25 protein-coding genes and 1 pseudogene are annotated in these 26,521 nt (G+C 63.9%); 11 read left to right on the top strand and 15 right to left on the bottom strand.

The features are described from left to right. The first annotated feature begins 156 nt into the window (after positions 1-156). Both rirA and FPZ08_RS18210 read left to right on the top strand, forming a co-directional pair. On the top strand, positions 157-618 hold the full coding sequence (gene rirA / locus FPZ08_RS18205; protein ID WP_146291606.1) for an iron-responsive transcriptional regulator RirA: 462 nt from the start codon (positions 157-159) through the stop codon (positions 616-618). Positions 619-1,247: 629 nt separating this feature from the next. Continuing rightward, positions 1,248-3,068 carry an ABC-F family ATP-binding cassette domain-containing protein gene (locus FPZ08_RS18210; protein ID WP_186767072.1) on the top strand — a complete coding sequence of 607 codons (1,821 nt, stop codon included), beginning with the start codon at positions 1,248-1,250 and terminating at the stop codon, positions 3,066-3,068. 137 nt (positions 3,069-3,205) lie between these two features. Here the strand turns inward: FPZ08_RS18210 and FPZ08_RS18215 are convergent, their stop codons facing one another. Beyond that, the gene (locus tag FPZ08_RS18215) at positions 3,206-4,255 is read right to left on the bottom strand and encodes a LacI family transcriptional regulator (protein ID WP_146291608.1); all 1,050 of its coding nucleotides are present in this window, start codon (positions 4,253-4,255) and stop codon (positions 3,206-3,208) included. A gap of 535 nt (positions 4,256-4,790) precedes the next feature. Between FPZ08_RS18215 and FPZ08_RS18220 the strand changes: the two genes are divergently transcribed. Beyond that, positions 4,791-5,015 (top strand): hypothetical protein, encoded by a 225-nt coding sequence (locus FPZ08_RS18220; RefSeq protein ID WP_146291610.1) that lies wholly within the window; start codon positions 4,791-4,793, stop codon positions 5,013-5,015. Positions 5,016-5,070: 55 nt separating this feature from the next. On the opposite strand, the gene FPZ08_RS18225 is transcribed toward FPZ08_RS18220, so the two are convergent. From FPZ08_RS18225 to FPZ08_RS18240, 5 genes are read right to left on the bottom strand one after another with little or no spacing between them, the layout of a single operon-like run. Then, entirely contained in the window at positions 5,071-5,271 is a 201-nt protein-coding gene (locus FPZ08_RS18225) for a hypothetical protein (RefSeq protein ID WP_146291612.1), read from the bottom strand. Next, entirely contained in the window at positions 5,258-5,404 is a 147-nt protein-coding gene (locus FPZ08_RS22065; RefSeq protein ID WP_186767073.1) for a hypothetical protein, read from the bottom strand. The genes FPZ08_RS18225 and FPZ08_RS22065 overlap by 14 nt, the downstream gene beginning before the upstream one ends. A gap of 53 nt (positions 5,405-5,457) precedes the next feature. Beyond that, positions 5,458-6,024, bottom strand: a complete 567-nt coding sequence (phnN, locus tag FPZ08_RS18230; protein ID WP_146291614.1) for a phosphonate metabolism protein/1,5-bisphosphokinase (PRPP-forming) PhnN — start codon at positions 6,022-6,024, stop codon at positions 5,458-5,460. Between the two features lie 4 nt (positions 6,025-6,028). Beyond that, positions 6,029-7,168, bottom strand: a complete 1,140-nt coding sequence (locus FPZ08_RS18235) for an alpha-D-ribose 1-methylphosphonate 5-triphosphate diphosphatase (RefSeq protein WP_146291616.1) — start codon at positions 7,166-7,168, stop codon at positions 6,029-6,031. Then, complete coding sequence (locus FPZ08_RS18240; RefSeq protein WP_146291618.1) at positions 7,165-7,860, bottom strand: DUF1045 domain-containing protein; 696 nt, start codon at positions 7,858-7,860, stop codon at positions 7,165-7,167. Before FPZ08_RS18240 ends, FPZ08_RS18235 begins: the two co-directional genes overlap by 4 nt. 114 nt (positions 7,861-7,974) lie before the next feature. Between FPZ08_RS18240 and FPZ08_RS18245 the strand changes: the two genes are divergently transcribed. The 3 genes from FPZ08_RS18245 (at position 7,975) to FPZ08_RS18255 (ending at position 10,603) form a co-directional block, all read left to right on the top strand. Beyond that, on the top strand, positions 7,975-9,231 hold the full coding sequence (locus tag FPZ08_RS18245; RefSeq protein ID WP_146291620.1) for a glycerate kinase type-2 family protein: 1,257 nt from the start codon (positions 7,975-7,977) through the stop codon (positions 9,229-9,231). Between the two features lie 12 nt (positions 9,232-9,243). Further along, positions 9,244-9,591 carry a VOC family protein gene (locus tag FPZ08_RS18250; RefSeq protein ID WP_146291622.1) on the top strand — a complete coding sequence of 116 codons (348 nt, stop codon included), beginning with the start codon at positions 9,244-9,246 and terminating at the stop codon, positions 9,589-9,591. 73 nt (positions 9,592-9,664) lie between these two features. Further along, complete coding sequence (locus FPZ08_RS18255) at positions 9,665-10,603, top strand: Gfo/Idh/MocA family protein (protein ID WP_146291624.1); 939 nt, start codon at positions 9,665-9,667, stop codon at positions 10,601-10,603. 125 nt (positions 10,604-10,728) lie between these two features. Here the strand turns inward: FPZ08_RS18255 and FPZ08_RS18260 are convergent, their stop codons facing one another. From FPZ08_RS18260 to FPZ08_RS18270, 3 genes are read right to left on the bottom strand one after another with little or no spacing between them, the layout of a single operon-like run. Then, positions 10,729-11,667, bottom strand: coding sequence for an aldo/keto reductase (locus FPZ08_RS18260; RefSeq protein ID WP_146291626.1), 939 nt, complete (start codon positions 11,665-11,667; stop codon positions 10,729-10,731). Between the two features lie 26 nt (positions 11,668-11,693). After that, positions 11,694-12,194: a hypothetical protein gene (locus FPZ08_RS18265; protein WP_146291628.1), complete on the bottom strand. Its 501-nt coding sequence runs from the start codon at positions 12,192-12,194 to the stop codon at positions 11,694-11,696. Beyond that, positions 12,167-12,559, bottom strand: a complete 393-nt coding sequence (locus FPZ08_RS18270) for a VOC family protein (RefSeq protein ID WP_146293282.1) — start codon at positions 12,557-12,559, stop codon at positions 12,167-12,169. The genes FPZ08_RS18265 and FPZ08_RS18270 overlap by 28 nt, the downstream gene beginning before the upstream one ends. A gap of 223 nt (positions 12,560-12,782) precedes the next feature. Here FPZ08_RS18270 and FPZ08_RS18275 point away from each other — a divergent pair. The 5 genes and pseudogenes from FPZ08_RS18275 to FPZ08_RS18295 all read left to right on the top strand — a co-directional run bounded on the left by FPZ08_RS18275 (position 12,783) and on the right by FPZ08_RS18295 (position 18,136). Beyond that, positions 12,783-14,379 (top strand): annotated as a pseudogene (locus FPZ08_RS18275) (ABC transporter substrate-binding protein). A 150-nt stretch (positions 14,380-14,529) separates the two neighbouring features. Next, positions 14,530-15,537 carry an ABC transporter permease gene (locus tag FPZ08_RS18280; RefSeq protein ID WP_146291629.1) on the top strand — a complete coding sequence of 336 codons (1,008 nt, stop codon included), beginning with the start codon at positions 14,530-14,532 and terminating at the stop codon, positions 15,535-15,537. Between the two features lie 8 nt (positions 15,538-15,545). Next, positions 15,546-16,460: an ABC transporter permease subunit gene (locus FPZ08_RS18285; protein WP_146291631.1), complete on the top strand. Its 915-nt coding sequence runs from the start codon at positions 15,546-15,548 to the stop codon at positions 16,458-16,460. A gap of 3 nt (positions 16,461-16,463) precedes the next feature. Continuing rightward, positions 16,464-17,306, top strand: coding sequence for an ABC transporter ATP-binding protein (locus FPZ08_RS18290; RefSeq protein ID WP_146291632.1), 843 nt, complete (start codon positions 16,464-16,466; stop codon positions 17,304-17,306). After that, positions 17,303-18,136: an ABC transporter ATP-binding protein gene (locus FPZ08_RS18295; RefSeq protein ID WP_146291634.1), complete on the top strand. Its 834-nt coding sequence runs from the start codon at positions 17,303-17,305 to the stop codon at positions 18,134-18,136. The genes FPZ08_RS18290 and FPZ08_RS18295 overlap by 4 nt, the downstream gene beginning before the upstream one ends. Positions 18,137-18,281: 145 nt before the next feature. Here the strand turns inward: FPZ08_RS18295 and FPZ08_RS18300 are convergent, their stop codons facing one another. The 6 genes from FPZ08_RS18300 to FPZ08_RS23065 all read right to left on the bottom strand — a co-directional run bounded on the left by FPZ08_RS18300 (position 18,282) and on the right by FPZ08_RS23065 (position 26,498). Further along, positions 18,282-19,319 (bottom strand): Gfo/Idh/MocA family protein, encoded by a 1,038-nt coding sequence (locus FPZ08_RS18300; protein ID WP_146291636.1) that lies wholly within the window; start codon positions 19,317-19,319, stop codon positions 18,282-18,284. A gap of 109 nt (positions 19,320-19,428) precedes the next feature. Then, positions 19,429-22,071 (bottom strand): bifunctional diguanylate cyclase/phosphodiesterase, encoded by a 2,643-nt coding sequence (locus FPZ08_RS18305; protein WP_146291638.1) that lies wholly within the window; start codon positions 22,069-22,071, stop codon positions 19,429-19,431. Positions 22,072-22,202: 131 nt separating this feature from the next. Then, positions 22,203-22,979, bottom strand: coding sequence for a DeoR/GlpR family DNA-binding transcription regulator (locus FPZ08_RS18310; RefSeq protein ID WP_146291639.1), 777 nt, complete (start codon positions 22,977-22,979; stop codon positions 22,203-22,205). Between the two features lie 183 nt (positions 22,980-23,162). Continuing rightward, complete coding sequence (gene mce, locus FPZ08_RS18315) at positions 23,163-23,567, bottom strand: methylmalonyl-CoA epimerase (RefSeq protein WP_146291641.1); 405 nt, start codon at positions 23,565-23,567, stop codon at positions 23,163-23,165. 250 nt (positions 23,568-23,817) lie between these two features. Further along, the gene (gene scpA, locus FPZ08_RS18320) at positions 23,818-25,938 is read right to left on the bottom strand and encodes a methylmalonyl-CoA mutase (RefSeq protein WP_146291643.1); all 2,121 of its coding nucleotides are present in this window, start codon (positions 25,936-25,938) and stop codon (positions 23,818-23,820) included. Continuing rightward, complete coding sequence (locus tag FPZ08_RS23065) at positions 25,938-26,498, bottom strand: biotin/lipoyl-containing protein (protein ID WP_425457609.1); 561 nt, start codon at positions 26,496-26,498, stop codon at positions 25,938-25,940. The genes scpA and FPZ08_RS23065 overlap by 1 nt, the downstream gene beginning before the upstream one ends. Positions 26,499-26,521 lie beyond the last annotated feature (23 nt).

Here is a 26,521-nt window from a genome sequence, read left to right on the forward strand (position 1 = left end):
CGGTCCTGCGACAAACATGAACATAGTGATCAAGTTAAGTTGACATATTTTAGAATGGTTATAAGCTACGAGCCATTCTATGAAGGCAATCATAGTCGAATCATGGCTGGCCGGCCTGCCCCCGCGGCGCCCGATCAGCCCCCAGAGAGGTCCGAAGTGAGACTGACGCGTCAATCCAACTATGCGATCCGCACCCTGGTCTATTGCGCCGTCAACGAGCCGGGGCTGAGCCGCGTGGCCGACATTGCCAAGGCCTATAATATTTCCGAGCTCTTCCTGTTCAAGCTGATCAAGCCGCTGGTGGAAAATGGCCTGCTGGCCACGGTGCGCGGCCGCCATGGCGGCATCAAGCTGGGCAAGAAGGCCGAGGACATTACCCTGCTCGACACCATCCGCCTGACCGAAGAGAATTTCGCCCTGGCAGAATGCTTCGAGGATGGCGCCGATTGCCCGTTGATCGGCGAATGCGACCTCAACGGCGCTTTGCGCGAGGCGCTGGGCGCCTTCTTCGAGGTGCTGGCCAGCTATACGATTGCCGACCTCGCCAGCAAGAAGCGCTCCATCCGCGACCGCCTGGGGCTGAGCGCGATGGAAGCGGTGATGGAGCCGGCGCACTAAGGTATGCCGATATTTGCGCGATGGCGGCCTGCAAATGGCGGTCATCTGCGCTTCCGGTGCTCACGTACTGATGTACGCTCCGCTCCGGTTCTCGATGCCCACCATTTTCGACTCGCCCTCGCCCAAATCTCGGCACACCTTCCAGCGTCCCTTTAATGGGTGGGGGCTATATCGTGCCAGCCGCTGAGTGCCCTTCTCCCCTTGCGGGAGAAGGTGCCCCTCCGGGTCGCTTCGCGCCCGAAGGCAGGCTCCGGGCGGATGAGGGGGCGCTGAGTTACCCGCTGGCATTGAAGCATGGGATAGCGCAGCCCCCTCACCCGGAAATCCGCTGAACGCGGATTTCCCCCTCTCCCACGAGGGGCGAGGGGGGCTCCACTCCAGGGCTGACCATCGAACTGCTTTCTCGCGCACCGCAAATTCTCGCCGGCTCATTATTATGAGTTTGACACTCATAATAACATATGCTTTTCTCCCGTTATCGCGCGGCGGTGGTTGGTCCGAGGGGACTACGCCAACCGTGACGCTGCCGAGACGACGGGGCTTGCTGCTACCGTCTCCCCGGGCCGATCAGGATCCTCAACGTCCTGATCGGCCTTTCCTTTGTGCGGGCCTTATGCTCTATCCGCGCCATGGCCGCTGCACCCCTTCTTTCGCTCCAGAATATCCATTTGACCTTCGGGGGCACGACGCTGCTTGAAAGCGCCGAACTCATCGTGTCGCCGGGCCAGCGCATCGCGCTGGTGGGGCGCAATGGCTCGGGCAAGTCGACCCTGCTCAAGATCGCCTCGGGCGATGTGACCCATGATGGCGGCGTGCGCTTCGTCGAGCCGAGCGCCACCCTGCGCTACCTGCCGCAGGAGCCGGACCTGAGCGCCTATGCGACGACGCTTGACTATGTCGAGGCAGGGCTGGGGCCGGGCGATGACGACTATCGCGCGCAATATCTGCTGACCTCGCTGGGGCTGACCGGGGCGGAAGACCCGAAAAACCTGTCGGGTGGCGAAGGCCGCCGCGCCGCTCTGGCGCGGGTGCTGGCGCCCAAGCCCGATATCCTGCTGCTGGACGAGCCGACCAACCATCTCGACCTGCCGGCCATCGAATGGCTGCAGGCCGAACTCGATAGTTTGCGCTCGGCCATGGTGCTGATCAGCCACGACCGGCGCTTCCTCTCCGACCTCACCAAGGCCACGGTGTGGCTCGACCGCGGCGTGACGCGGCGGCTCGACAAGGGCTTTTCGGCCTTCGAGGCCTGGCGCGACCAGGTGCTGGAGGAAGAGGAGCGCGACCGCCACAAGCTCGATCGGCAGATCGTGCGCGAGGAACACTGGCTGCGCTATGGCGTGACGGCGCGGCGCAAGCGCAATGTCGGCCGGCTGGAGCGCCTGGCCGGGTTGCGGCAGGATCGGCGCGAGCAGCGTCGCGTGACCGGCTCGGTCAATATGCAGGTGTCGGAGGGTCGTACCTCGGGCGCGCTGGTGGTGGAAGCCGAAGGCATTTCCAAGCGCTATGGCGACCGGGTCATCGTCGAGGATTTCTCGACCCGCGTGCTGCGCGGCGACCGGATCGGCATTGTTGGCCCCAATGGCGCCGGCAAGACGACGCTGATCAAGATGCTGACCGGATTGCTGGAGCCCGATAGCGGGAGCATCCGGCTCGGCTCGGCGCTGGAACTGGCCATGCTCGACCAGGGCCGCGCCAAGCTGCATCCCGATACGCGGCTCAAGGAAGCACTGACCGGGGGCGGCTCGGATACGCTGCAGATCAACGGCCAGCCCAAGCATGTCGTGGGCTATATGAAGGACTTCCTGTTCGGCCCCGAACAGGCTAATACGCCTATCGGCAAGCTCAGTGGCGGCGAGCGGGCGCGCGTGGCTCTGGCCCGGGCTTTGTCGCTGCCCAGCAACTTCCTGGTGCTGGACGAGCCGACCAACGACCTCGATCTCGAGACGCTCGACCTCTTGGAAGAGATGGTGTCGGACTATGCCGGTACGGTCATCGTGGTCAGCCACGATCGCGATTTCCTCGACCGGGTGGCGACTTCAGTGATCATTGCCGAGGGCGATGGTATCTGGACCGAATATGCCGGCGGCTATTCCGACATGGTGATCCAGCGCGGCGAGGGCGTCACCGCCCGCGAGCCGGTGGTGAAGGCGCACAAGCCGGGCAAGACGGCACTGGTGCAAACCACGGCGGCGGTTTCGGCAGCGCCCAAGCGCAAGATGAGCTTCAAGGAAAAGCACGCGCTGGAAACCCTGCCCAAGACGATCAATGCGCTCGAAGACGAGATCAAGGCGATCAATGCGGCGCTGACCGATGCGGATTTTTACACGCGTGACCCGGCGGGGTTTGCGGCGAAATCCAAGGCGCTGATGGAGGCCGAGGCCAAGCGGGCAGCGGCTGAAGAGCAGTGGCTGGAGCTGGAATTGCTAAGGGAGGAATTAGAGGGGTAGGGGCAGGTAGCGTCTTCCAGAGACCTCATGGTGAGCTTGTCGAACCACGAGGTCGAGCGAGTGGAGCTATCGTGCCACGCTCTCGTGGTTCGACAGGCTCACCATGAGGGCTACTGAGGCAATGACCTCATGCCCCCTCAATCCTTCCAGTCGAATTTCGGTTCGGTCAGCTGCTGCAAGCCTTCGGGGCCTTCGCCGGCGATGCGGCGGAGCAGGACGGAGCCGAGGCGGCGGCCGGCATCGACGAAATCCTCGAATACCGTTTCGGCGCCCGGCTGGAACTGGGCGAACATCTGTGAGGATTGCTTGGCCACCACATGGGCGGTCTGGCCGACCACGCGACCGGCCTCGTTGAGGCCGCCGATGACGGCCAAAGCCGAGACCTCGGAGGCGCAGACCCAGCCGTCCGGACCATCGGGGCGCTTGGTGCGTTTCATCACGTAATTGCGGATGGCGTCGGTCGGGCTGCCCAGGTTCACGTCGGCGGCAAATTCGTGCTCGATGCCGGCCTCGGCGGCAGCGCGGGCCATGCCGGTCTTGAGGTGATCGGTATAGGTGAGCGCGCTGTCGGGCAGCACGATCGAGACCTTCCGGCAGCCCTTTTGTACCAAGCGCTTCACCGCGCCATAGGCATAGGACTCGTTGTTGAAATCGACAGAAGGGTGCTGCTCGGGCCAGTTGGTGCGGCCGTGACTGACAAAGGGAAATTCGCTGTCGATGAGAAAGCGGATGCGCTCGTCGAAACTCTCGGCCTTGGAGAAGATGACGCCATCGGCCATGCGGTTGCGCACGATGTGGCGGATCGGCTCGATCGGCTGCACATTGCGGAACAGGGGTGTGATGACGACGTGATAGGCCGTGTCGCGCACCGCCTCGGTGAGGCCGGTGACGATGGAAGAGCCGAAGCCGTAGATCTGTTCATCCGGCTCGAGCACCAAAGCGATGACATTGGTGCGGCCGGTCTTGAGGCGGAGGGCCGCCCGGTCGGGCAGGTAGCCGATCTCGGCGGCGATCTTCTGCACCCGGTCGCGCGTTTCCTGTGCGAGTTCCGGCGCATTGTTGAGGGCGCGGGAAATCGTGGTGACGGCAAAGCCCGTCATCTGCGCAATGGTCTTGAGCGTCGGCTTGCCGGATGGCTTGACGCCGCGCTTGCCCTTGGCCGCAGTTGGCAGGTCGTCATCGGACACGTCGTATACCCCCTGGCACCGCGATTTTCTGCGGCGGCGCCTTTGTTAAGCGGCGACAACAACAGATTGTTTCGCCCAGTTCAAGCGCGCCAAGGGGCGCAAGGCATTGATGGACGTACGTCAAAATATGAATCCCCCGCCGATTTCTGGCATAGGTCCAAAGTCGAGTAGTCTTTTTCCAAAAAACTGCATTGTCTGGTCGCTGCGCGTCTAGCAATCGCGACCAAACGCTCCTATCTTGCCGTCACGCATCGGCACTTGCCGATGCTTCGCGTGTCGTTCAACCCCGCAGGAAAGGAATGAAGATGTCTCCATTTATTACCTTCACTATCCATGCCGGTTGTCCGCTCGTACGCACCAACCTGCATGCCGCCAAACGGTGGCAAGGGACCTGTCGCTGCAAACGAATGTGACCTGCTGTCACGCCTTCGTCTCAGTTTTCCGATAGACCCCCAGCGTTGCCGGCCAGCGAGTGCGATTCGTTTTCGCGCTGTGATTTCTGGCCCCGCGCAATGTGCAAGTGGAGCATCCACAAATGCAGGAACGCAGTCTCGACCGGGCTCAGGCCCATAAGCCAATTGTCATAGAAGTCGCCGGCGAACCGCTCGGCGTCGTGGTGCTGCATGCCGAAGGCGGCTACCGTTTCCTCGCGGTCAAGCTGCCGGCTTTCGCCATTGACGGCCAGCAGTTCGAAACCGTCGAAAAGGCGCATTTCGCCGTATCGCAGGCCGTCCGCAAGGGCGGCGCCGACGCAGCCTGACTTCGGATACCCCCTCCCAACCTCCCCTGATAGGGGAGGGGCCTAAAGGGGACTCTCAATCATCATTGGTGGCGTTGAGTTCGTCCGGGTGCCGGCCTTCGCCGGCCGGTGCCGGCGGATCGAGCGCGATGTCGATTGCCTCGGCCAGGGCCTCGACATCGATGCGCACCGCGCCGTTTTGCGCCTGGCGTTCCAGCTCGGCTTTTATCGCCGTGGCGATGGCCTGACGGCGGTCGTTTTCATCATCCATTGCCATCGATGGAAATCCCCTGCTCGTCCACGCGCACTTCAATGCCGGGGCGGGTCTGCTGCTGGTAGGTATAGATGGCAAAGCCGACAACCGCGACCAGCAGGATGGCGATCACGGCATAAAGACCATTGCGATTCATGGAGAACTCCTGACGCTTGACGTGCCGGAGCAACGCGCCAGAAGCGCAAGGGTTCATTCCTGTGCGGCGATGGTGCGCAAGGCCATGACGAAGGCGGTGACGCCGATGGCGAGCAGGCCCGAATTGTCGATGATGATGGGGGTGATGCCCGATGGCACGGGGGCGCTTTCGCGGGCCAGCCGCGCGGTAATCTGGTCGCCGCTTTCGCGCCCGCGCTTGATGAGCCGCTCGGCGCGGCAGGAAATCTCGGCCGTGATGAGGACCACGGCGCAGCTCGGATACCGGTCCAGCGCCTCGGCCACGACATGGCGGGAGACATTGGCGACCACGGTCTTGCCCAGAGCCAGGTCGGTATCGAGGCTGAGCGGCAGGGCATAGCGCAGATTATGCGCATCCCAGGACAGGGCGAAGCGGCCCGCCGCGTCCAGCTCCCGGAAGGTCTCGGGATCCATGCTGTCATGGTCCTCGACTTCGGCGTCGGTCGGGCGGGTGACGATGCGGCGCACGAAGACGAAGCGCTTGTCATTGCCCAGGGCATGGCGGGCGCCTGCTATCAGCGTGTCCTTGCCCACCCCCGAGGGGCCGACGACCAGGACAAGTGAGCCGAGCGGTCGCGCCATCGTATCAGTTGACCCTTTCGCCCTGCCGCCAGACGCTGCGGATGACCGGCAACCCGTCCACTACCCGCACGCGCACCAGGTCGGCCCGCTTGCCCACGGCGATCTCGCCGCGATCCTCGAGCCCGGCAGCGCGGGCCGGATTGCGCGTGACCGTGGCTAGCGCCTCGGGCAGCGCGAGTCCATCGACGCGCTGCGGCAGCACGAAGGCGGCCTGCAGCAGGGCGAAGGGCACGTAGTCGGAGGAGAGGATATCGAGCAGTCCGGCCCGCACCAGGTCGGTGGCCGAGATATTGCCGGAATGGGATTTGCCGCGCACCACATTGGGCGCACCCATCAATATGGCGAGCCCCGCATCATGGGCGGCGGAGGCCGCTTCCAGCGTGGTGGGGAATTCCGAAATCGCCACGCCATCGGCCACACCCTCTTCGACATGCAGCAGGGTCGTGTCGTCATGGCTGGCCAGCGGCAGGCCCAGCTCTTTGGCGCGCGCGACGATATGGGCGCGATTGGGTGCCGAGTGGCGGTCATGCTCGGCCTGCCTGGCGGCGAGATAGGCGTCGAGCTCGACCTGGCTGCGGCCGATCTTGTCCTTGTAGAAGCGCTTGTAGTCGTCGAGCGAGCGGAACTGGCGCTGGCCCGGCGTGTGATCCATCACCGAGGCGAGGCGGGTATGCTCGTGGCCGGCATGGGCCTCGAACTGGGCGATGACGTCATGCGCGGGCAGTTCGCAGCGCAGATGCACGAAATGCTCTGATCGCAGCCAGCCATCACGACGGCCGGTCTCGATGGCGCCGGTGAGCTTTTCGACATGCTGGCCCATATCGGGCAGGTCGGGGTCCGAGCCGATGCGCACGGCGTCGAATACCGTGGTGATGCCCGAGCCGATGATCTGCACGTCATGGGCATGGAGCGAGGCCATGGCATCCCAGAACACGCCGGGGCGGGGCCGGTAATGGCTTTCGAGATGGTCGGTATGCAGTTCCACGAGGCCGGGGATCAGGTAATCGCCGTCGAAATCCTCGCCCGATTGCGCCGGGCCTTCATCCACTGCGGCGATGACGCCGTTATCGAGGGTGATGCTGCCCTCGACAATGCTGTCGGCCAGCACGATACGGGCATTACGGAAGCGGGTCTCAGCCGTCACGAGGCATCCCCGAGCTTGAAATCGCCGACCCGGCGGAATGGCTTGCCGGCCTCCTGCTCGTGGAACAGCGATAGCCGGTCGAGCAGGATGGGTTCGTCGAGGATCGGGCCGAACCAGGTATTGGCCGCCGTCGCGATGTCGTGTGCATCGCTTTCGGCCAGCCGGTCGGTCAGCGTCATGTGGAAGCGGTATTCTTCGAACACATAGGGATAGCCATAGGCGTCGAGCAGTTCGATCTGCCGCTCGCTGAGCCCCTTGCCAGCGCGGGCGGCGCGATCCTTGACGCTCATCGGGGCGCGGAAGGGGTCAAAATCCTCGACCACATGAGCGGCAAAATCCTGCAAGGCCTCGTTCTCGCCATCCAACATCAGCGCGAGGAACCCTTGCAGGGAAGCAAGCTGGAGCCGGCCGAGATCGATGGGCTGGTGTTTCGGAGCGAATTCGGCAAGCGCGGCGCGCAGCTCGGCTTCGCTGGCGCCATCGACCAGCGCCATCGGCGCCTTGATCGTGGCGTGAAAGCCGTAGCGATTTGCCGATTGGGTGAGATTGAGCAGCCGGTCGCGGTCTATGCCGGCCACCGGGCCGCTGAACAGATCGCCATCGGCGGCATCGCGGCCCAGCCAGGTGGCGGCCCGCTCCCACAGATTGCTGGTGGCGGCGGGGGCAAAATAGATCGCGAATCGTTCTGTCATCGGAACTCCTTACCCCGCCGGCTAGTCGGACTCTGTGTCGGTCGTTTGACAATTGTCCACGCTACCCATTGCTGGCTACCCTTGCCCGCACCGAATCGCAAGCCGAGAGAGACGATGGACCGCGCCCTGCTCGAACAGATGTTCCGCCAAGCCGTGGCCCAGGCGCAACCGGCTTTGGCCGTGAGCCGGCACCTGCCGGAAAAGCCCAAAGGACGCACCATTGTCATCGGCGCCGGCAAGGCTTCGGCCCAGATGGCGCGGGCGTTCGAGCAGGCCTGGGACGGGAAGCTGACCGGGCTGGTGGTGACGCGCTATGGCTATGCCGAAGCCTGCGAGCGGATCGAAATCGTCGAGGCGGCGCATCCGGTGCCTGATGAAGCGGGGTTTCTCGCGGCGCGGCGGATGCTTGAAACGGTTTCGGGTCTCGGTCCCGACGATCTGGTCGTGGCGCTGATTTCGGGCGGCGGCTCGGCTTTGCTGCCGGCCCCGGCGCCGGGGCTGACGCTGGATGACGAACAGGCCATCAACCGGGCGCTGCTGGCCTCGGGCGCACCCATCGGGGTGATGAACCTGATCCGCAACCAGTTTTCCACGATCAAGGGCGGGCGGCTGGCCGCTCATTGCGCGCCGGCGCGCGTGGCGACCCTTGTCGTCTCCGACGTGCCGGGGGACGATCCGGCTTTGGTGGCTTCGGGCCCGACCATTCCACTGGCCGGCTCGCGTGAACTGGCGCGCCAATATGCCGAACTCTATCGGCTGGACCTGCCGGAACCGGCCCGGGCACTGCTGGCGGGCGACGGCAATCCGGCGCCGAAGCCGGATGATGCCGTCTTTGCCCGCAACAGCGTCAGCACCATCGCCTCGGCTGCCTTGTCGCTGGACGCGGCGGCGGAACTGGCGCGGGAGCAGGGGATCGAGGCGGCCATTCTGTCCGATTCCATCGAGGGGGAATCGCGCGACGTGGCGCAGGTGCATGCGGCCATGGCGCGTGAAATCGCCCAGCGCAACCGGCCGTTCAACAAGCCCGTCGTGCTGCTGTCGGGCGGCGAAACTACCGTGACCCTGCGCGGCAAGGGCGGGCGGGGTGGGCGCAATGCCGAATTCCTGCTGGCTCTGGCCATTGCCATTGACGGGGTGGACGGCATTTCGGCTTTGGCGGCCGATACCGATGGCATCGATGGCTCAGAGGACAATGCCGGGGCCTTTGTCGATGACACCACGGCGACACGCCTGCGCCAGGCGGGCGTTGACCCGCTGGCGGCGCTGGCGGAAAATGACGCCTGGGGCGCCTTCAACGCCGTGGGTGACCTGCTGGTGACCGGGCCGACTGGCACCAATGTCAATGACTTCAGGGCGATACTCATCCGGTGAGGAGAGCGGAGAATGGCGAAAGTACTGGGCATTGGCGGCATGTTTTTCCGCTCGCGCGATACCAAGGCGCTGGCCGCCTGGTATGAGCAGCATCTGGGCATTACCGAACTGTGGCAGCAGGAACAGGGAATGACGGTTTTCGCGCCCTTCAAGCAGACGAGTGACTATTTTCCGGCCGACAAGCAGTGGATGATCAATTTCCGTGTCGATGATCTCGACGGGATGATGAGCCAGCTCAATGCGGCTGACATTGCCACCGAAACCCGGCCGGATGAGTGGGACACGGCGGAGACCGGCCGCTTCTGTCGCCTGCACGATCCGGAGGGCAACCAGATCGAACTGTGGCAGCCGCCAAAATAATCATACAATTGCCCCTTGGCAGAGTGGGGGTGGCTCTGTTCTATACGCCGACTTTTCGGGAAGGAGCCGGCCTATGGCCAGACGCAGGATCGCCGTTATCGGCGTGGGCAAGATCGCGCAGGACCAGCACCTGCCGGTCATCGACGCATCGGACGATTTCGAACTGGCCGCAACCGTCTCGACGCGTGGGCTGAGCCACAATGGCCTGCCGGTGTTCAGGACGCCGGCCGAACTTTACGCCGCCATGCCGGAACTGGCGCTGGTGTCGATCTGCACGCCGCCCGGCATTCGCCATCAATATGTCCGCGAGGCGCTCGACGCCGGCAAGGACGTGATGATGGAAAAGCCGCCCACCACGACGATTTCAGAGCTGGACGACCTGATCGCCCATGCGCGGCGGCTCGACCGGGTGCTGTACCAGACCTGGCACAGCCAGTGGAATCCGGCTGTGGACCGCACCAAGGCCATCCTGGCCCAGGATGGGGTACGCTCGGTGCGCATCGACTGGCGCGAAAGCGTGCGCAAGTGGCATCCGGGGCAGGACTGGGTGTGGGAGCCCGGCGGCTTCGGCGTCTGCGATCCGGGCATCAATGCGCTCTCCATCTTCACCAAGATCATGCCCTTCCCGGTTTTCGTGGAAAGCGCCAGGCTGACCTTCCCGGCCAACCGGCAGACGCCCATCGATGTCGAGATCGCCTTCAAGTCGGGGCAGATGCACCAGCCCAAACTCTCGGCCGGCTTCAACTGGCTGGAGGAGAGCGGGGAAATCTGGACCATAGGTGTCGAGACGGGGGCGGGTGATGTCATCAAGCTCGAGGGTGGCGGGCGTTCGCTTACTATCAATGACGAACTGGTGCTGCAGCATGGCGACGGGGAATATGCCGCCATGTATGACCATTTCGCCGGGCTCCTGGAGCGGCACGAAAGCGATGTCGATGCGGCCCCGCTACGGCTGATGAGCGATGTATTTTTGATGGGCGCGCGGGTGAATGGGCCGGAGTTTGAGTGGTAGGTATCGCGCCACGCCCTCGTGGTTCGAGGCGCTGAAGAAGCGCACCTCACCATGAGGGCTACTTTTGGCTCGGTGTTCCAGTAGCCCTCATGGTGAGGCGCGAGCTCTTCGCGAGCGTGGCATCCCTACTGCCCCGCTGCCGTCAGCGTTTTGAGATCATCCTCGCTCAGCTTGAGCCGCGCCCCCTTGGCGAGGCTCTTCATCTGTTCCACCGATGTGGCCGAGGCGATCGGTGCGGTCACGCCGGGCTGGGCGACGAGCCAGGCGAGCGACACTTCGGCCGGGGTCGCGTCATTGGCCTTGGCGACCTTGTCCAGGGCGGCGAGGATTGTCTCGCCCTTCTTGTCCATATAGCGCTCGACCCCGCCGCCGCGCGGCGACTTGGCGAAATCGGCCTTGGAGCGGTACTTGCCGGTCAGGAATCCCGAGGCAAGGCTGTAATAGACCACGGCGCCCATGTCCTGCTCGATCAGGGTATCGCGCAGGGCGTTGAATTCGGCGCGGTCATAGAGATTGAAGCGGGGCTGCAGCACTTCGTAGCGCGGCAGCGACTTGATGACCGAGACCTCGTGGGCGGCCTTGACCATCTCGGCCGTATAATTGGAGGCGCCCACGGCCCGCACCTTGCCCGCGCGGACCATCGGGTCATAGGCGCCCAGCGTTTCCTCGTGGCTGGCTTCGGCATCGGGCCAGTGGCTGAAATAGACATCGACATAGTCGGTCTGCAGGCGCTCCAGCGAAGCATTGAAGCCGGCGGCGATGGCGTCGGGCTTGAGCCCGCCCGGCTTCTTGCCGGAATTGACCTTGGTGAAGATATGGACGGCGTCGCGATTGCCGCGGGCCTTGAGCCACTTGCCGATAATAGTCTCGCTCATGCCGGGCGGATTGCCGGGGACCCAGTTGGGATAGCCCTCGGCTGTGTCGATGGCCGAAAAGCCCTCATCGACGAAGGCGTCGAGAATGGCGAAGCCGGTCTTTTCGTCGACCGTCCAGCCGAACACATTGCCTCCCAGCACGAGCGGTTCGATGACGATTTCACTGCGTCCCAGCGGGCGACGGTCCATGAGGCTTCTCCATAGTGATGAATGACTTAAACGCCCTCGTCCGGGATCGGTTCGACCGAAACGCGCGGCGCGCAAAAGGCGAGGGCGGCGTTGATGGCATAAAGCGAGCCATCGAGCGGGATGTGATTGGCCGGCATGGCCGAGCCGTCTTCGGGCGCCAGATAGGCCACCGCGCCATGGCTCAGATTATGCAGCACCCAGGAAAAATCGCCGACCAGCCGCGCCCCATAGGGCTCTGCACTTTCGGCGGTGAAGGAGCGGGTTTCCTTGTCCACCGTGATGGCCCAGTCGCCGGCATCGCTCTGCTGCCGGCTGGTATGGATATGGACGCCGGTGGTGAAATCATCCTCGCAGCGCACGGCGATACAGGCATAGGCCTGCGGCGTGGAATTGAGCGCGCAGCCCAAAGCCGCCCGGTCGCCTTCGCCGGGCAGGGGCGAATAATGCCAGCCGGTTTCCTGTGCCGTGGCGGGCAGGACCAGCAGGAGCAGCGCCGGGATCAGGATTTGGGCTGGATGAGATCCCATTTGTTTCCATAAAGATCGGTGAAGACGGCGACCGAGCCATAGGCCTCGTGGCGCGGCTCTTCGAGAAAGGTCACGCCGCGCTCGAGCATGGCGGCATGCTCCTTGAGGAAATTGTTGGTCTCGAGAAAGAACATCACCCGGCCGCCGCCCTGGTTGCCGATGGCGGCGCGCTGGGCCTCGCCATCGGCTTTGGCCAGCAGCAGTTGCGCCCCGGCACGGCCGGGCGGGGCAACGACGACCCAGCGCTTGCCGTCGCCCAGGTCGCTATCCTCGACCAGGCCGAAACCCAGAATGTCGCAATAGAATGTGATGGCATCGTCATAATCGGCGACGAGCAGCGAGACGGTGGCGATGGATTGGCTCATGGGAGCATGGATCACCACTGCCACGGCCGGGTCAAGCCACCGCAAGGCCGCCGAACGGATCATTCCAAAACCGTCCAATCCTGTGGAAGGATGTTTCCTCCGCCATCAGATTGACCAAATGGTCAAACTGCCTGCTTGCGCTCCCATGGATTCTAGGCTTTGTTGGCGCCCAAGCCCCGGTGGTAAAGCCGGGTGCGCATAATAGTTTCGGGAGACAACAATCATGAAATTGATGAAAACGCTGCTGGCGGCATCCGCGGTTCTCGCGCTGACCGTCGGCGCGGCCCAGGCCAAGACGCTGGTTTACTGCTCGGAAGGCTCGCCTGAAGGCTTCGATCCGGCACCCTACACTGCCGGCACCACCTTCGACGCCTCCTCGCGTCCGATCTACAACCGCCTGGTGCAGTTCACCAAGGGCGCTTCGACCACCGAGCCCGGCCTGGCCGAGAGCTATGACGTGTCCGAAGACGGTCTGGAATATACTTTCCACCTGCGCCAGGGCGTGAAGTTCCACACCACCGACTATTTCACCCCCGACCCGCGATTTCAACGCTGACGACGTGCTGTTCAGCTTCGAGCGCCAGTGGAAGACCGATCACCCGTGGCATGCCTATTCGACCGGCATCACCTGGGAATATTTCAACTCCATGTCGATGGGCGACCTGATCTCGGCCATCGAGAAGGTTGACGACTACACCGTCAAGTTCGTGCTGACCCGTCCCGAAGCCCCGTTCATCGCCAACATGGCCATGGACTTCGCCTCGATCATGTCGGCTGAATATGCCGACCAGCTCGCCGCTGCCGGCACTATGGACATGCTGAACCAGCAGCCGATCGGCACCGGTCCGTTCCAGTTCGTCAACTACCAGCAGGACGCGGCCATCCGCTATGCCAGCTTCGACGACTACTGGGGCGGCGTGCAGCCGATCGACGACCTGGTCTTCGCCATCACCACCGATCCGGCGGTTCGTCTGCAGAAGCTGCAGGCCAATGAATGCCAGATCATGCCCTACCCGAACCCGGCCGACCTGCAGATCATCCAGAATGATGCAAACCTGCAGATGCTGGTGCAGGAAGGCCTCAATATCGGCTTCCTGGCCTACAACACCCAGCAGCCGCCGTTCGACAACGCTGCCGTCCGCAAGGCCCTCAACATGGCGATCGACAAGAACGCCATCATCGAGGCCGTGTTCGCCGGCCAGGCCAGCGTCGCCAAGAACCCGATCCCGCCGACCATGTGGTCGTATGACGAAGCCACTATCGACGACCCCTACGATCCCGAAGCCTCCAAGGCCGCTCTGGCTGCCGCTGGCGTCGAGAACCTCTCGATGAAGGTCTGGGCAATGCCGGTGTCGCGTCCGTATAACCCGGATGCCCGCCGCATGGCCGAACTGATCCAGGCCGACTTCGCCGAAGTGGGCGTCAGCGTCGAGATCGTCTCGATGGAATGGGCCGAATATCTCGAGCAGTCGTCCAATGTCGATCGTGACGGCGCCGTGCTGCTTGGCTGGACCGGTGACAATGGCGATCCGGACAACTTCCTGGCCGTGCTGCTCGGCTGTGACGCCGTTGGCGGCGCCAACCGCGCCCAGTGGTGCAACGAGGAATTCGACGCCCTCATCCAGGAAGCCAAGACCATTTCCGACCAGGCCGAGCGCACCGCGCTCTACATCAAGGCCCAGGAAGTGTTCAAGCGCGAAGCCCCGTGGGCGACCATTGCCCACTCGCTGGTCTTCATGCCGATGAGCACCAAGGTCACCGGCTATGTCATGGACCCCAAGGGCACCCACGCCTTTGACGGCGTCGACATCACCGAGTAATCGGGACCTGAGCGGCCCTGCGATTTCGATCGCAGGGCCGCTCGGCATTTCTATGGCCGCGTTTCCGAAGCGCAGAAGTGGTATCCGCTTTTGCTGGAAACGCTCTAGGCCCGGGGGCGGTTCTGCCGCCCCCGGCCTCCCGGAAAGCACATGATCCGTTTCATTCTCCATCGCCTGCTGCTGATCATACCGACCTTTATCGGTATCACGATCGTGGCTTTCGCTTTCGTCCGCGTCCTGCCGGGCGACCCCATTCTCCTCATCGCCGGCGAGCGCAGCGTTTCGCCCGAGCGCTATCAGGCGCTCCTCACCCAGTTCGGCTACGACCGCCCGATCTGGGTGCAGTATTGGGACTATCTGGCTGGCATCTTCCGCGGTGATTTCGGCACATCCATTTCCACCAAGCGGCCGGTGGTGCGCGATTTCCTGACGCTGTTCCCGGCCACGGTGGAACTGTCCTTCTGCGCCACGCTCTTCGCCGTCATCCTGGGCATTCCGGCCGGCGTCATCGCCGCGGTCAAGCGCGGCTCCTGGTATGACCAGACGCTGATGGGCACCGCTTTGGTCGGCTATTCCATGCCGATCTTCTGGCTGGGCCTGCTGCTGATCATCTTCTTTTCCGGCTATCTCGGCTGGACCCCGGTCTCGGGCCGCATCGACCTGCTGTATTTCTTCCCCACGGTGACCGGCTTCATGACCATCGACTCCCTGCTGTCAGCGCAGGATGGCGCCTTCATCTCGGCATTGCGGCACTTGATTCTGCCGACCATCACGCTGGGTACGATCCCGCTGGCGGTGATTGCGCGCCAGACCCGCTCGGCCATGCTCGAAGTGCTGGGGGACGACTATGTGCGCACCGCCCGCGCCAAGGGTCTGGCGCCGCGCCAGGTGGTGGGCCAGCACGCTTTGCGCAATGCGCTGATCCCCGTCGTGACCACGATCGGCCTGCAGGTCGGCGTGATGATGGCGGGTGCCATCCTCACCGAGACGATCTTCTCCTGGCCGGGTATCGGCAAGTGGATGGTCGACGCCATTTCCCGCCGTGACTATCCGGTGGTGCAGGCGGGCCTGTTGCTGATCGCGCTGATCGTCATGGCGGTCAATCTCATCGTCGATGTGCTCTACGGGCTCATCAACCCCCGCATCCGGCACCATTAGGAGGCGACATGTCCACTCCCGTTACCGTCGCCGACCCGAATGCCGCGCCCAAGATCAGCCCGCTGATCCAGCTGCGTGAATTCTGGTATTATTTCTCCGTCAATCGCGGTGCCGTCATCGGCCTCGTCGTCTTCATCCTGCTGGTGCTGACGGCGCTCTTCGCCAACTGGATCGCGCCGCATTCTCCCATCCAGCAATATCGCGATGCACTGCTGGTGCCGCCGGCCTGGGTCGAGGGCGGTCGCATGGACTTCCTGCTCGGCACCGATGCGGTGGGCCGCGATATCCTGTCCCGCCTGATCCACGGTGCGCGCTATTCGCTGCTGATCGGCGCCGTCGTGGTGGTGGTTGCCCTGTCCGTCGGCATCGTCTTCGGCCTCATTGCCGGCTATGCCGGTGGCTGGGTCGATACCGTGCTGATGCGCATCATGGACCTGGTCCTGGCTTTCCCCTCGCTGCTGCTGGCTTTGGTCATGGTGGCCATTCTGGGGCCCGGCCTGATCAATATGATGATCGCCATCGCCCTGGTGTTTCAGCCCCATTTCGTACGCCTGACCCGTTCGGCCGTGCTGGGGGAGCTGGGCAAGGATTACGTGACGTCGGCCCGCGTGGCCGGCGCCGGCCATATGCGGCTGATGTTCAAGACCATCCTGCCCAATTGCTTGGCCCCGCTGATCGTGCAGGCCACGCTGAGCTTTTCGAGCGCTATTCTCGACGCTGCGGCGCTTGGCTTCCTCGGCCTCGGCGCCCAGCCGCCGACTCCCGAATGGGGCACAATGCTGGCCGAGGCGCGCCAGTTCATCCTGCGCGCCTGGTGGGTGGTGACCTTCCCCGGCCTGGCCATTCTCATCACGGTGCTGGCGATCAACCTCGTCGGCGACGGGTTGCGCGACGCGCTCGACCCCAAGCTCAAGAGGAGCTGATCCATGGCTCTGCTTGATATCAAGAACCTCACCGTGGCCTTCGATACGTCGGTGGGCCTGTTCAAGGCGGTGGACGGCATCGACGTTTCGGTCGATGCCCGCGAAGTGCTGGCCATTGTCGGGGAATCGGGCTCCGGCAAGTCGGTGGCCATGCTGGCGGTGATGGGGCTATTGCCCGGCACCGCCACGGTCACTGCCGACAGGATGGAATTCGAAGGCCGGGACCTGCTGACCATGAGCGCGCGCGACAAGCGGCGCATCATCGGCAAGGACATTGCCATGATCTTCCAGGAGCCGGTGGCGAGCCTCAATCCGTGCTTCACCGTCGGTTTCCAGATCGAGGAAGTGCTTAGCCGCCATATGGATCTCAAGGGCAAGGCGGCGCGCAATCGCGCCATCGAGCTGCTGCAACTGGTGGGTATCAAGGACGCGGCCGACCGGCTCGGCGCCTTCCCGCACCAGATGAGCGGCGGCCAGTGCCAGCGCGTGATGATCGCCATGGCCATTGCCTGCAATCCCAAGCTGCTGATCGCGGACGAGCCGACCACGGCGCTCGACGTGACCATCCAGAAGCAGATCCTCGACCTGCTGGTGCAGTTGCAGGCCGATACCGGCATGGGGCTGATCATGATCACCCATGACATGGGCGTGGTGGCCGAGACGGCCGACCGGGTGATCGTGCAATATAAGGGGCACAAGATGGAGGAGGCCGATGTGCTGACCCTCTTCGAGAACCCCGCCTCGAAATATACCCGCGCGCTGCTCTCGGCCCTGCCGGAAAATGCGGTGGGCGATCGCCTGCCGACCGTGGCCGACTACAATTTTGCGCAGGAGGTCGGCCAATGACCACGCCCGTCCTCGAAGTGCGCGACCTCAAGCGCGATTATGTGACCTCGGGCGGCCTGTTCCGCCCGGCCAGGGTGGTGCATGCCGTCAAGGGCGTGAACTTCAAGCTCGAAAAGGGCAAGACGCTGGCCGTGGTCGGCGAAAGCGGCTGCGGCAAGTCCACCCTGGCGCGCATGATCACACTGATCGACCAGCAGACCTCGGGCGATATCCTGATCGACGGCGAGACCGTGGACAAGAGCCACGGCGTGACTCGCGCCATGCGCCAGAAGGTGCAGATCGTCTTCCAGAACCCCTATGGCTCGCTCAATCCGCGCCAGAAGATCGGCGAAGTGCTGGCCGAGCCGCTGCTGCTCAATACCGACATGCCCAACGACGAGCGGCGGCAGAAAGCCATGCAGATGCTGCTCAAGGTCGGCCTCGGCCCCGAGCATTTCAACCGCTATCCACACATGTTCTCGGGCGGTCAGCGCCAGCGCATCGCCATTGCGCGGGCACTGATGCTCAATCCGAGCTTCCTCGTGCTGGACGAGCCGGTCTCGGCGCTGGACCTTTCCGTGCAGGCGCAGATCCTCAACCTGCTCAAGGACCTGCAGGACGAGTTCGGGCTGACCTATGTGTTCATCAGCCATGACCTTTCCGTGGTGCGCTACATCGCCGACGAGGTGATGGTGATGTATTTCGGCGACGTGGTGGAACACGGCACGCGCGACGAAGTGTTCAGCAATCCGCAGCACGAGTATACGCGGACGCTGTTTGCCGCGACGCCGAAGTCCTCCGTAGAGAGCATCAAGGAGCGGCTGGCGAAGAAGGCGGCGCTGGCGGGGTAAGGCGGGCGCTAAAAACTCGATCGTCACCCTCGGGCTTGACCCGAGGGCCCTATACTTGCTGAACCCTCGTTAAGTGCAGAGCCCTCGGGTCAGGCCCGAGGGTGACGGTCTGTGGTGTGGGTAGCATTCAGCACATGCTGGATCGTCAGGAAGAAACCACCACCCGTTTCCCCTCCCGCGACGACGCCATCACCGCCTCGATCAACCGATGCACATGCAAAGCCGTATGCCCGTTGCTGAGCGGCTGGCGGTCGTGGCGCACGGCGTCGGCGAAGTCGGCGATCTGGGCGGCGTGCCAGTCGAAGGGGAAGGCCATGGGATCGGCACCGCCGCCACCCTGGCTGGTTTCGCCCTCGGTGATGGTCTCGCCCGCCATGGTGCGGATGGTGAGATTGCCTGCTGTGAGCGTGGCGGTGGCATGGGCGAAATTGAGCGTCAGGCTTTCCGGCCCGCCGGGGAAGCTGGCCGTGGTAGCCATGACGGCACCGACCGCGCCATTGGAAAATTCGAGTCCGGCCGAAACGAAATCCTCGGTCTCCATCTTGTGCAGGCGCGTGGTCCTGGCCATGGCGGTGACGGCATCGACCGGGCCGCACAGGCTGAGCATCAGGTCGAGCGAATGGATGGCCTGGGTGATGAGCACGCCGCCACCATCCTGCGCCACCGTGCCCCTGCCGGGCTGGTCGTAATAGCCGGCCTGCGGGCGCCACCATGGCACCACCAGATGGGCCGCTTCGAGCCGGCCATAGCGCTCCTCAGCGACGATCTCGGCCAAGAGGCGCGAGGCGTGGCGGAAGCGGAACTGGAAGATGATGCCGAGTTTGACGCCGGCCGCGTCGCAGGTGGCGACGATGCGCTCGGCGGCCGCCAGCGTGCGCTCCACCGGCTTTTCCATAAGCACATGCTTGCCGGCGCGGGCGGCCGCGGCAACGAGGTCCTCGCGGGCATTGGGGGTGGTGAGGATAAGGATGGCGTCGACCTTGTCATCGGCCAGCAGCGCCTCGTAGCTGTCGGCGGGCGGGAAGCCATAGGTCTGGCAGAAGGTTTCGAGCTCGGCGCGATTGCGGCGATAGACCCCGCGCACATCGATGCTGCCGGCCAGCGACTGCAGCGCCAAGGCATGCGGCTTGGCCCCCATGCCGGCGCCAACCACGCCAATGCCAAAACGCTTCTGCTCGTTCATGCCAGTCTCCAGTTCCATACAAGATGGTCTTGTAGCCCAGCATCGCGTTCGCGCGAAGGCGGGAATCCATCTTTCGCGCGGGAGAGTCCCGCATCACGGGAATGGCCGGCTACGACGCCTTGCGCCAGGCGCCGGCACGCAGGAAGGCTTCGAGATCGGCGGCGCTGAGCGGGCGGGAAAACGCGTAGCCCTGCAGGATATCGCAACCGAGGTCGCGCAGGATGGCGGCATGTTCCATGGTCTCGACGCCCTCGGCGACGACCTCGATGCCCATCGACTTGCCGATATCGACGATGGAGGCGAGCAATTGCCGCTGGCCGGGATCGACCAGGATCGGATTGACCAATTGCCGGTCGATCTTGAGGCGGGTGGGGCGCAGTTTCTGCAGCGACACGATGGAGGCATAGCCGGTGCCGAAATCGTCGATTTCGACATCGATGCCCAATTCCTTGATGCGGTCGATATTCCAGCCGACCACGGCATCGCCCTCGTCGAGATAGATCGATTCCACCAGCTCGAACGACAGCCTTCCCGGCTCGATATGGAGCTGGCGCAGCCCGTTGATGAGGTCTTCGTCATTGAGCCGGCGCAGCGAGACGTTGACCGAGACGCGCGGCACGTCGAGGCCCATTTTGTCCCAGCCATCAAGGGCGGCGAGCGATTGTTCGAGGATCAGCCGGTCGATGGTGGCGACCACGTTGAGCTCTTCGGCGGTGGGCATGAAGGCGTCGGGCGCCTTGATGCCCTCGACCGGATGCTGCCAGCGCGCCAGCGCCTCGACCCCCACCACGTCGAGCGTATGGGCATCGAACTGCGGCTGGAACCAGGCGACGAATTCATTGCGCTCCAGCCCGTTGAGGATTTCGTCGGCCACCCGCTTGGTCTTGACCACTTCGGCCTGCAAGGCCTCAGAGAAGAATTCGAAGCGATTGCGGCCGCGCGCCTTGGCCCGGTAAAGCGCGATATCGGCATTGATCAGCAGGCGCTTAACGTCGATGGGCGTGCCGCGATCGGCGGCAATGCCGATGCTGACGCCGAAGCGGCATTCATGCCCTTCATAGGTCACCGGCTGGCGCATCTGCCGGACGATGCGCTCGGCCAGCGTGGCGAGATGGATATCGCCCTGGCTGGCCGATGTGAGCACCACGAATTCGTCGCCACCGATGCGGGCGACGAAATCGGCAGTGCTGCAATTGTCGCGCAGCACGGCGCTGGCATGGATCAGCATGGCATCGCCCGCCGCGTGGCCCAGCGTGTCGTTGATCTGCTTGAAGCGGTCGAGGTCGATATGCAGCAGCGCCATGCTGGCGCTGTCCTGATAGCCGGTGGCGGCGTGGCGCTTGAGCATGTCGTCGAGATAGCGCCGGTTGGGCAATCCGGTCAGGCTGTCATGCAGGGCATTGTGCTCGATGCGCACGCGGGCCAGTTCGAGCTCGTGATTGCGCGCCTCGGTCAATTGCGTGGCGCGGCGCAACTCCTCGTTGAGCGTCACGTCATCGGTCACGTCCCAATTGACCCCGATCACCCGCTCGGGCGTACCCGGCTCGCGATAAAGCGCGCCGATGGAGCGCACGTGGCGCAGCGTGCCATCGGTCAGCAGCACGCGATAATTGGACTCATTGCGCCCATCGGTGATGATGCGGCGGAAATCGGATTCGGCGCGGGCGCGGTCATCGGGATGGACGGCGGCCATCCAGTCCTTGTGGCTGCGCGGCACGTCATCGGTCGGCAGGCCATGCAACTGGCTGGTCTTGGCGTCCCAGGTTTCCCGGCCGCTGGCCACGTCCATTTCCCACACGCCGACCTTGGACACGTCAAGCGCCAGCCCTAGCCGGCGCGACAGGCGGACCAGTTCGGCCTCGCGCGCCTTGACCTCGCGGAAATGCTCCTGCCGCTCGCCCATCAGGCGCCCGGTGATGACGATGGGCAGCAGGATCAGCGTGCCGGCAATGACCATCAGCGCGCGCATCCAGCCATTGTCCTGCGCCGCCGCCCAGCCCCCCTTGGGCACGGCGGCGATTTCCCACGAACCGGTCGGCAGGGTAACTTCCACCAGCACCGGGTTCTGTTCAACCAGATCGGGGCCGAAGAAGCGCGTGCCCTGGCTGCCGGTCGCATCCTTGCCGGTGATCGAGATATCGACCGAGCGTTCCGGATCGAACAACCCGCTATCGGCATAGAGCCGGTCGACATCGACCACGGCCGAGACCAGGCCCCAGAAGGCGCGGCCGGTCGGGCCATCCACATAAACCGGGAAGCGGCCGATGAAGCCACGGCCGCCCTGCACCAGGTTGACCGGCCCGGCCAGCACCAGCCTGCCGGCATCGCGGGCGCGCAGGGCTGCTTCGCCCTGCAAGGCATTGGTGCGGTAATCGAGCCCGATAGCCGCTTCATTGCCCTTGAGCGGGTAGGTCATGGAAATGACGAAGCCCGGCGCGGCGGCGATGGAGCGCAACTGGCTCTGTTCCTCGAACAGGTTCGACACCAGTGCCGAATAGCGTGCCTGGTTCATATCCGGCTCGGTGGAAATGACCGAGACCAGCCCGCGCACGAGCTGGATATTGCCGTTGATATTGCCCTCGAGCTTGGCCCGGATCAGCGAAACCTCGGCCAGTACGGCCGCGCGCATGCGCTCTTCGTTGAGCACATTGCTCTGCCGGTCGAGAAAGACACCGCCGGCCACCAGGACGATGACCGCCACCAGCGCCGGCAGCAGGATCGGCCGCAACCAGCTCAGGCGGTGTTCGGGCATATGTGACGCGTTCGAATTCAAGATTTGCCATCCGCTGCCGGCCTTCTGGCCAGCCTAGAACGCAGCTTGGACCAAGGGCGTTTATGTTTGGCTTATCAGGGACATGAACTGATCGCGTGGTTAGCGTTGGGCTAACGGTTTTGCGGCAACGCCTCGACAAGATCGACCCCGGCCGCAGCGCATTGCGCACGGAAACGCTCGGAGGGGCAGCGGTCGGTGACGAAAGTGGCGATCTGGTCGATGCGGGCGATGCGCACCGGGGCCGAGCGGGCAAATTTGCCCCGGTCGGCCACCAGGATCACATGGCGCGCATTGGCGATGATGGCCTGCGCCACCTTGACCTCGCGATAGTCGTAGTCGAGCAGCGCGCCATCCTCGTCCAGCGCCGAAGCGCCGATAATGGCGTAATCCACCTTGAACTGGGAAAAGAACCCGGCCGCTGCCTCGCCGACAATGCCGCCATCGGAAGGGCGCACAACGCCGCCGGCGATCACCACCTCGAAGCGCGGATAGACCCGCATGCGATTGGCGACATTGATATTGTTGGTGATGACCAGAAGGCCCGAATGATCGAGCAAGGCCTGGCTCACCGCCTCGGTGGTGGTGCCGATATTGATGAAGACCGAAGCATCATTGGGAATGAGGGCGGCGGCGGCCCGGCCAATGGCGTCCTTGGCCTCGGCGGCGATGCGGCGGCGGGCCTCATATTCGAGATTTTCGACGCCGGAGGGCAAAGTGGCCCCGCCATGCACGCGCGTCAAAAGGCGCTGGTCGCAGAGCGTGTTGAGATCCTTGCGGATGGTCTGCACCGAAACGGCGAATTCGGCGGCGAGCTGGTCCACCGTGACGCGATTGTGCTGGCGGGCAAGGTCGAGAATGGCCTGATGGCGGGCGGTGGTATCGAGCATGGTGCTTTCGTTTTAGGTCGAAACGAAAGGCGGGGAAAGGTGGCAGGTGAACTGCCGAGCCCCCGGCAGACCTCATGGTGAGCTTGTCGAACCACGAGGTCGGGGCACGATAGCTCCACTCGCTCGACCACATGGTTCGACAAGCTCACCATGAGGTCTGCGAGGATGTAGTGCGGATGCCTGCTACACTTCCTCCAGCTCAATCAGTGTGCCGTCGAAATCCTTCGGATGCAGGAACAGCACCGGCTTGCCATGGGCGCCGGTTCTGGGACTGCCGTCGCCCAACACGCGGGCGCCGCCGGATTTGAGCACCTCCGCGGCGGCGCGGATGTCGGGTACTTCGAAGCAGATATGGTGCATGCCCCCGGAAGGGTTCCTTTCGAGGAAGGCGGCAATGGGGGAGGTGTCGCCCAGGGGTTCGAGCAGTTCCACCTTGGTATTGCCGGTGTCGATGAAGACGACGGTGACGCCATGCTCGGGCAGGGGCTGGGGCTGGCCGACATGGGCGCCCAGCAGGTTGCGGTATTTCGCCGACGCCGCGGCGAGATCGGGCACGGCGATGGCGATGTGGTTGAGGCGGCCAATCATGACGACAGGCAAACCTTACAGAGATCGGTGTCCTTACACTTTGCGTGACCCATGATTGCTTGAGCAGCACTCAACGTTGGTGCGCCGGTCCACGAAACGCCCGTTTGTTTTCCCGGCTTGCGATCTTGGTTTTCCATTCCGTGTCCGTCGCGACAGTATTTACAGCCGGTCCGATGGACGCGTGCCCGACTGGGCGCAGTGGCAATGAAAACCCAGAAGTCGTTGCCTACGGCAGATGGTTTACGCGTACTCATCGATTGCTCAACCTTCCCTCGATCTGGCTCAGCACGGAAAAAGCGGCACTGAGCACATTGGTGCCGGGCCCGAAAATGCCGGCCACGCCGGCTGCATAGAGGAAGTCGTAGTCCTGCTCGGGAATGACGCCGCCGACGATGACGGTGACCTCACCCAGGTCGCGATCCCTGAGCGCGCCGATCAGTTCGGGCACCAGCGTCTTGTGGCCGGCGGCCAGCGAGGAGACGCCCACGGCATCGACCTTGAGGGCATCGACATGGGCGGCGACTTCAGGCGCGGTCTCGAACAGGTCGCCCATATGCACGGCGAAGCCGAGATCGGCAAAGGCCGAGGCGATGACCTTGGCGCCGCGATCATGCCCGTCCTGTCCCATCTTGGCGATGAAGATGGAAGGCGCGCGGCCACGGGCGGCCTTGAAGCTCTCGATGCGGGTGCTGATGGCGGCAAATTCGGGGTCGTCGCCATAGCCGCCGGCATAGACGCCTGAAATGACGCGGGTAATGGCCGAGTGGCGGCCAAAGACGTCTTCCATGGCGGCGGAGATTTCACCCAGAGTGGCGCGGGCGCGGGCCGCTTCGATGGCGGCTTCGAGCAGGTTGCCCTCGTCCTTGGCCGCATATTCGCGCAGGGCCGACAGCATGGACTGGCATTTGGCCTCGTCGCGGCTGGCCCGGACGCGCTGGAGCAGGGCGACCTGCTCGGCGCGCACCTTGGCATTGTCGATCTCGCGCACGTCGATGGCGTCTTCCACGTCGAGCCGGTAGCGGTTGACGCCGACAATGACGTCCTCGCCGCGATCGACGCGGGCCTGGCGCTGGGCGGCTGCCTTTTCGATTTCGAGCTTGGGGCCGCCGGATTGTACGGCACGGGTCATGCCGCCCTGCATTTCGGCTTCGCCGATGAGCCTTTTCGCCTCTGCGACCAACTGGCTGGTCAGCGCCTCGACATAGTAGGAGCCGCCCAGCGGATCGACCACGTCGGTGATGCGCGATTCATGCTGCAGGATGAGCTGGGTATTGCGGGCAATGCGGCTGGAGAACTCGGTGGGCAGCGCGATGGCTTCGTCAAAACTGTTGGTGTGGAGGCTCTGCGTGCCGCCCAAAGTGGCGGCCAGCGCCTCGATCGTGGTGCGCACGATATTGTTGTGCGGATCCTGCTCGGTCAGCGAGACGCCCGAAGTCTGGCAATGGGTGCGCAGCATTTTCGAGCGCGCATCCTTTGCGCCCAGCCCGGTCATGATCTCGCTCCAGAGCTGGCGGGCAGCGCGGAGCTTGGCGACTTCGAGGAAGAAGTTCATGCCGATGCCGAAAAAGAAGCTCAGCCGCCCGGCAAAGGCGTCGATATCGAGGCCGCGCTTCTGGGCGGCGCGGACATATTCCATGCCATCAGCCAAAGTATAGGCCAGCTCCTGCACCGCCGTCGCCCCCGCCTCGTGCATGTGGTAGCCCGAGATCGAGATGGAGTTGAATTTCGGCATGTGCCGCGCGGTGTGGCTGATGATATCGCCGACGATCCGCATCGAGGGCTCGGGCGGATAGATATAGGTGTTGCGGACCATGAACTCCTTGAGAATGTCGTTCTGGATGGTGCCCTCGAGCTGGGCCTGCTTCACGCCCTGCTCTTCGGCCGCGACGATGAACATGGCCAGCACGGGGATTACCGCGCCATTCATGGTCATGGAGACGCTCATCTGATCGAGCGGAATGCCGTCGAACAGGATTTTCATGTCCTCGACAGAATCGATGGCGACGCCCGCCTTGCCCACATCGCCCACGACGCGCGGGTGGTCGCTGTCATAGCCGCGATGGGTGGCGAGATCGAAGGCAACCGAAAGCCCCTTCTGCCCCTTTTCCAGCGCCTGCCGATAGAAGGCGTTACTCTCCCGTGCCATGGAGAAGCCGGCATATTGGCGGATGGTCCAAGGGCGGTTGGCATACATGGTGGCGCGCACGCCGCGGGTGAATGGCTCGACGCCGGGGACCTGCCCATCGGGGCCGAGATAGACCGGCTTGACGGGAATGCCGCCATAGTCGCGGTCGAGCGAGGAGAGCGGGGTATCGCGCAGTTCCTTTTGCGCGAGGGCGGCCCAGTGGGCGAAAGTGGGCGTCTGGCTCATCACACCGCCTCGAATTCGATCATGACCTGATCCACGGCCAGCACGGCGCCGGGCACGACATGGACCTTGCCGACCCGGGCGCGCTTCTCGGCCTTGAGCACATTTTCCATCTTCATCGCCTCGACAATGGCCAGTGTCTGGCCGTCCTCGACAATATCGCCCTCGCTGACATCGACGCGCACCACCTGGCCGGGCATGGGGCAGAGCAGGAACCGGCTCATGTCGGGCGGGACTTTCACCGGCATATGCCGCAGCAGCGCCGCGATATGCGGGCGGAGCACGAGCACTTTGAGATCGGCGCCGCGATAGCGGATGCGGAAACCCGATGTGGTCGGGTTGACCTTGAGCACGCTCTTGCGCCCGTCGGACCAGTCGAGCCGGGCGGTCTTGTCGCCCGGCTGCCAATGGAGATGGGCGGCTTCGCTGCGCCAGCCGACATCGACCACGGTTTCGAGGCCATGCTGGTGCAGGGTGACCGTGTTCGCGGTCTCGCCGGCCTGCACATGCCACTGGCTTTCCGTCGCGGCACCGCTGCGGCGCTGCTCGCGGCGGGCCATCATGATGGCGGCGGCGGCCGTCACGT

This window comes from Devosia ginsengisoli (genome assembly GCF_007859655.1).
GTDB classification, from domain to species: domain Bacteria; phylum Pseudomonadota; class Alphaproteobacteria; order Rhizobiales; family Devosiaceae; genus Devosia; species Devosia ginsengisoli.

Bases quoted from the DNA above. Each gene is read 5' to 3' on its own strand.
- FPZ08_RS22065 (WP_186767073.1), bottom strand. From the start codon at position 5,404: ATGAATCGCAATGGTCTTTATGCCGTGATCGCCATCCTGCTGGTCGCG.
- FPZ08_RS18220 (WP_146291610.1), top strand. From the start codon at position 4,791: ATGCAGGAACGCAGTCTCGACCGGGCTCAGGCCCATAAGCCAATTGTC.
- FPZ08_RS18305 (WP_146291638.1), bottom strand. From the start codon at position 22,071: ATGCCCGAACACCGCCTGAGCTGGTTGCGGCCGATCCTGCTGCCGGCG.
- FPZ08_RS18310 (WP_146291639.1), bottom strand. From the start codon at position 22,979: ATGCTCGATACCACCGCCCGCCATCAGGCCATTCTCGACCTTGCCCGC.
- FPZ08_RS18210 (WP_186767072.1), top strand. From the start codon at position 1,248: ATGGCCGCTGCACCCCTTCTTTCGCTCCAGAATATCCATTTGACCTTC.
- FPZ08_RS18240 (WP_146291618.1), bottom strand. From the start codon at position 7,860: ATGACAGAACGATTCGCGATCTATTTTGCCCCCGCCGCCACCAGCAAT.
- FPZ08_RS18245 (WP_146291620.1), top strand. From the start codon at position 7,975: ATGGACCGCGCCCTGCTCGAACAGATGTTCCGCCAAGCCGTGGCCCAG.
- FPZ08_RS18250 (WP_146291622.1), top strand. From the start codon at position 9,244: ATGGCGAAAGTACTGGGCATTGGCGGCATGTTTTTCCGCTCGCGCGAT.
- FPZ08_RS18300 (WP_146291636.1), bottom strand. From the start codon at position 19,319: ATGAACGAGCAGAAGCGTTTTGGCATTGGCGTGGTTGGCGCCGGCATG.
- FPZ08_RS18295 (WP_146291634.1), top strand. From the start codon at position 17,303: ATGACCACGCCCGTCCTCGAAGTGCGCGACCTCAAGCGCGATTATGTG.
- FPZ08_RS18270 (WP_146293282.1), bottom strand. From the start codon at position 12,559: ATGAGCCAATCCATCGCCACCGTCTCGCTGCTCGTCGCCGATTATGAC.
- FPZ08_RS18290 (WP_146291632.1), top strand. From the start codon at position 16,464: ATGGCTCTGCTTGATATCAAGAACCTCACCGTGGCCTTCGATACGTCG.
- FPZ08_RS18260 (WP_146291626.1), bottom strand. From the start codon at position 11,667: ATGGACCGTCGCCCGCTGGGACGCAGTGAAATCGTCATCGAACCGCTC.
- FPZ08_RS18285 (WP_146291631.1), top strand. From the start codon at position 15,546: ATGTCCACTCCCGTTACCGTCGCCGACCCGAATGCCGCGCCCAAGATC.
- FPZ08_RS18255 (WP_146291624.1), top strand. From the start codon at position 9,665: ATGGCCAGACGCAGGATCGCCGTTATCGGCGTGGGCAAGATCGCGCAG.
- phnN (WP_146291614.1), bottom strand. From the start codon at position 6,024: ATGGCGCGACCGCTCGGCTCACTTGTCCTGGTCGTCGGCCCCTCGGGG.
- FPZ08_RS18225 (WP_146291612.1), bottom strand. From the start codon at position 5,271: ATGGCAATGGATGATGAAAACGACCGCCGTCAGGCCATCGCCACGGCG.
- FPZ08_RS18280 (WP_146291629.1), top strand. From the start codon at position 14,530: ATGATCCGTTTCATTCTCCATCGCCTGCTGCTGATCATACCGACCTTT.
- mce (WP_146291641.1), bottom strand. From the start codon at position 23,567: ATGATTGGCCGCCTCAACCACATCGCCATCGCCGTGCCCGATCTCGCC.
- FPZ08_RS23065 (WP_425457609.1), bottom strand. From the start codon at position 26,498: ATGATGGCCCGCCGCGAGCAGCGCCGCAGCGGTGCCGCGACGGAAAGC.
- scpA (WP_146291643.1), bottom strand. From the start codon at position 25,938: ATGAGCCAGACGCCCACTTTCGCCCACTGGGCCGCCCTCGCGCAAAAG.
- FPZ08_RS18265 (WP_146291628.1), bottom strand. From the start codon at position 12,194: ATGGGATCTCATCCAGCCCAAATCCTGATCCCGGCGCTGCTCCTGCTG.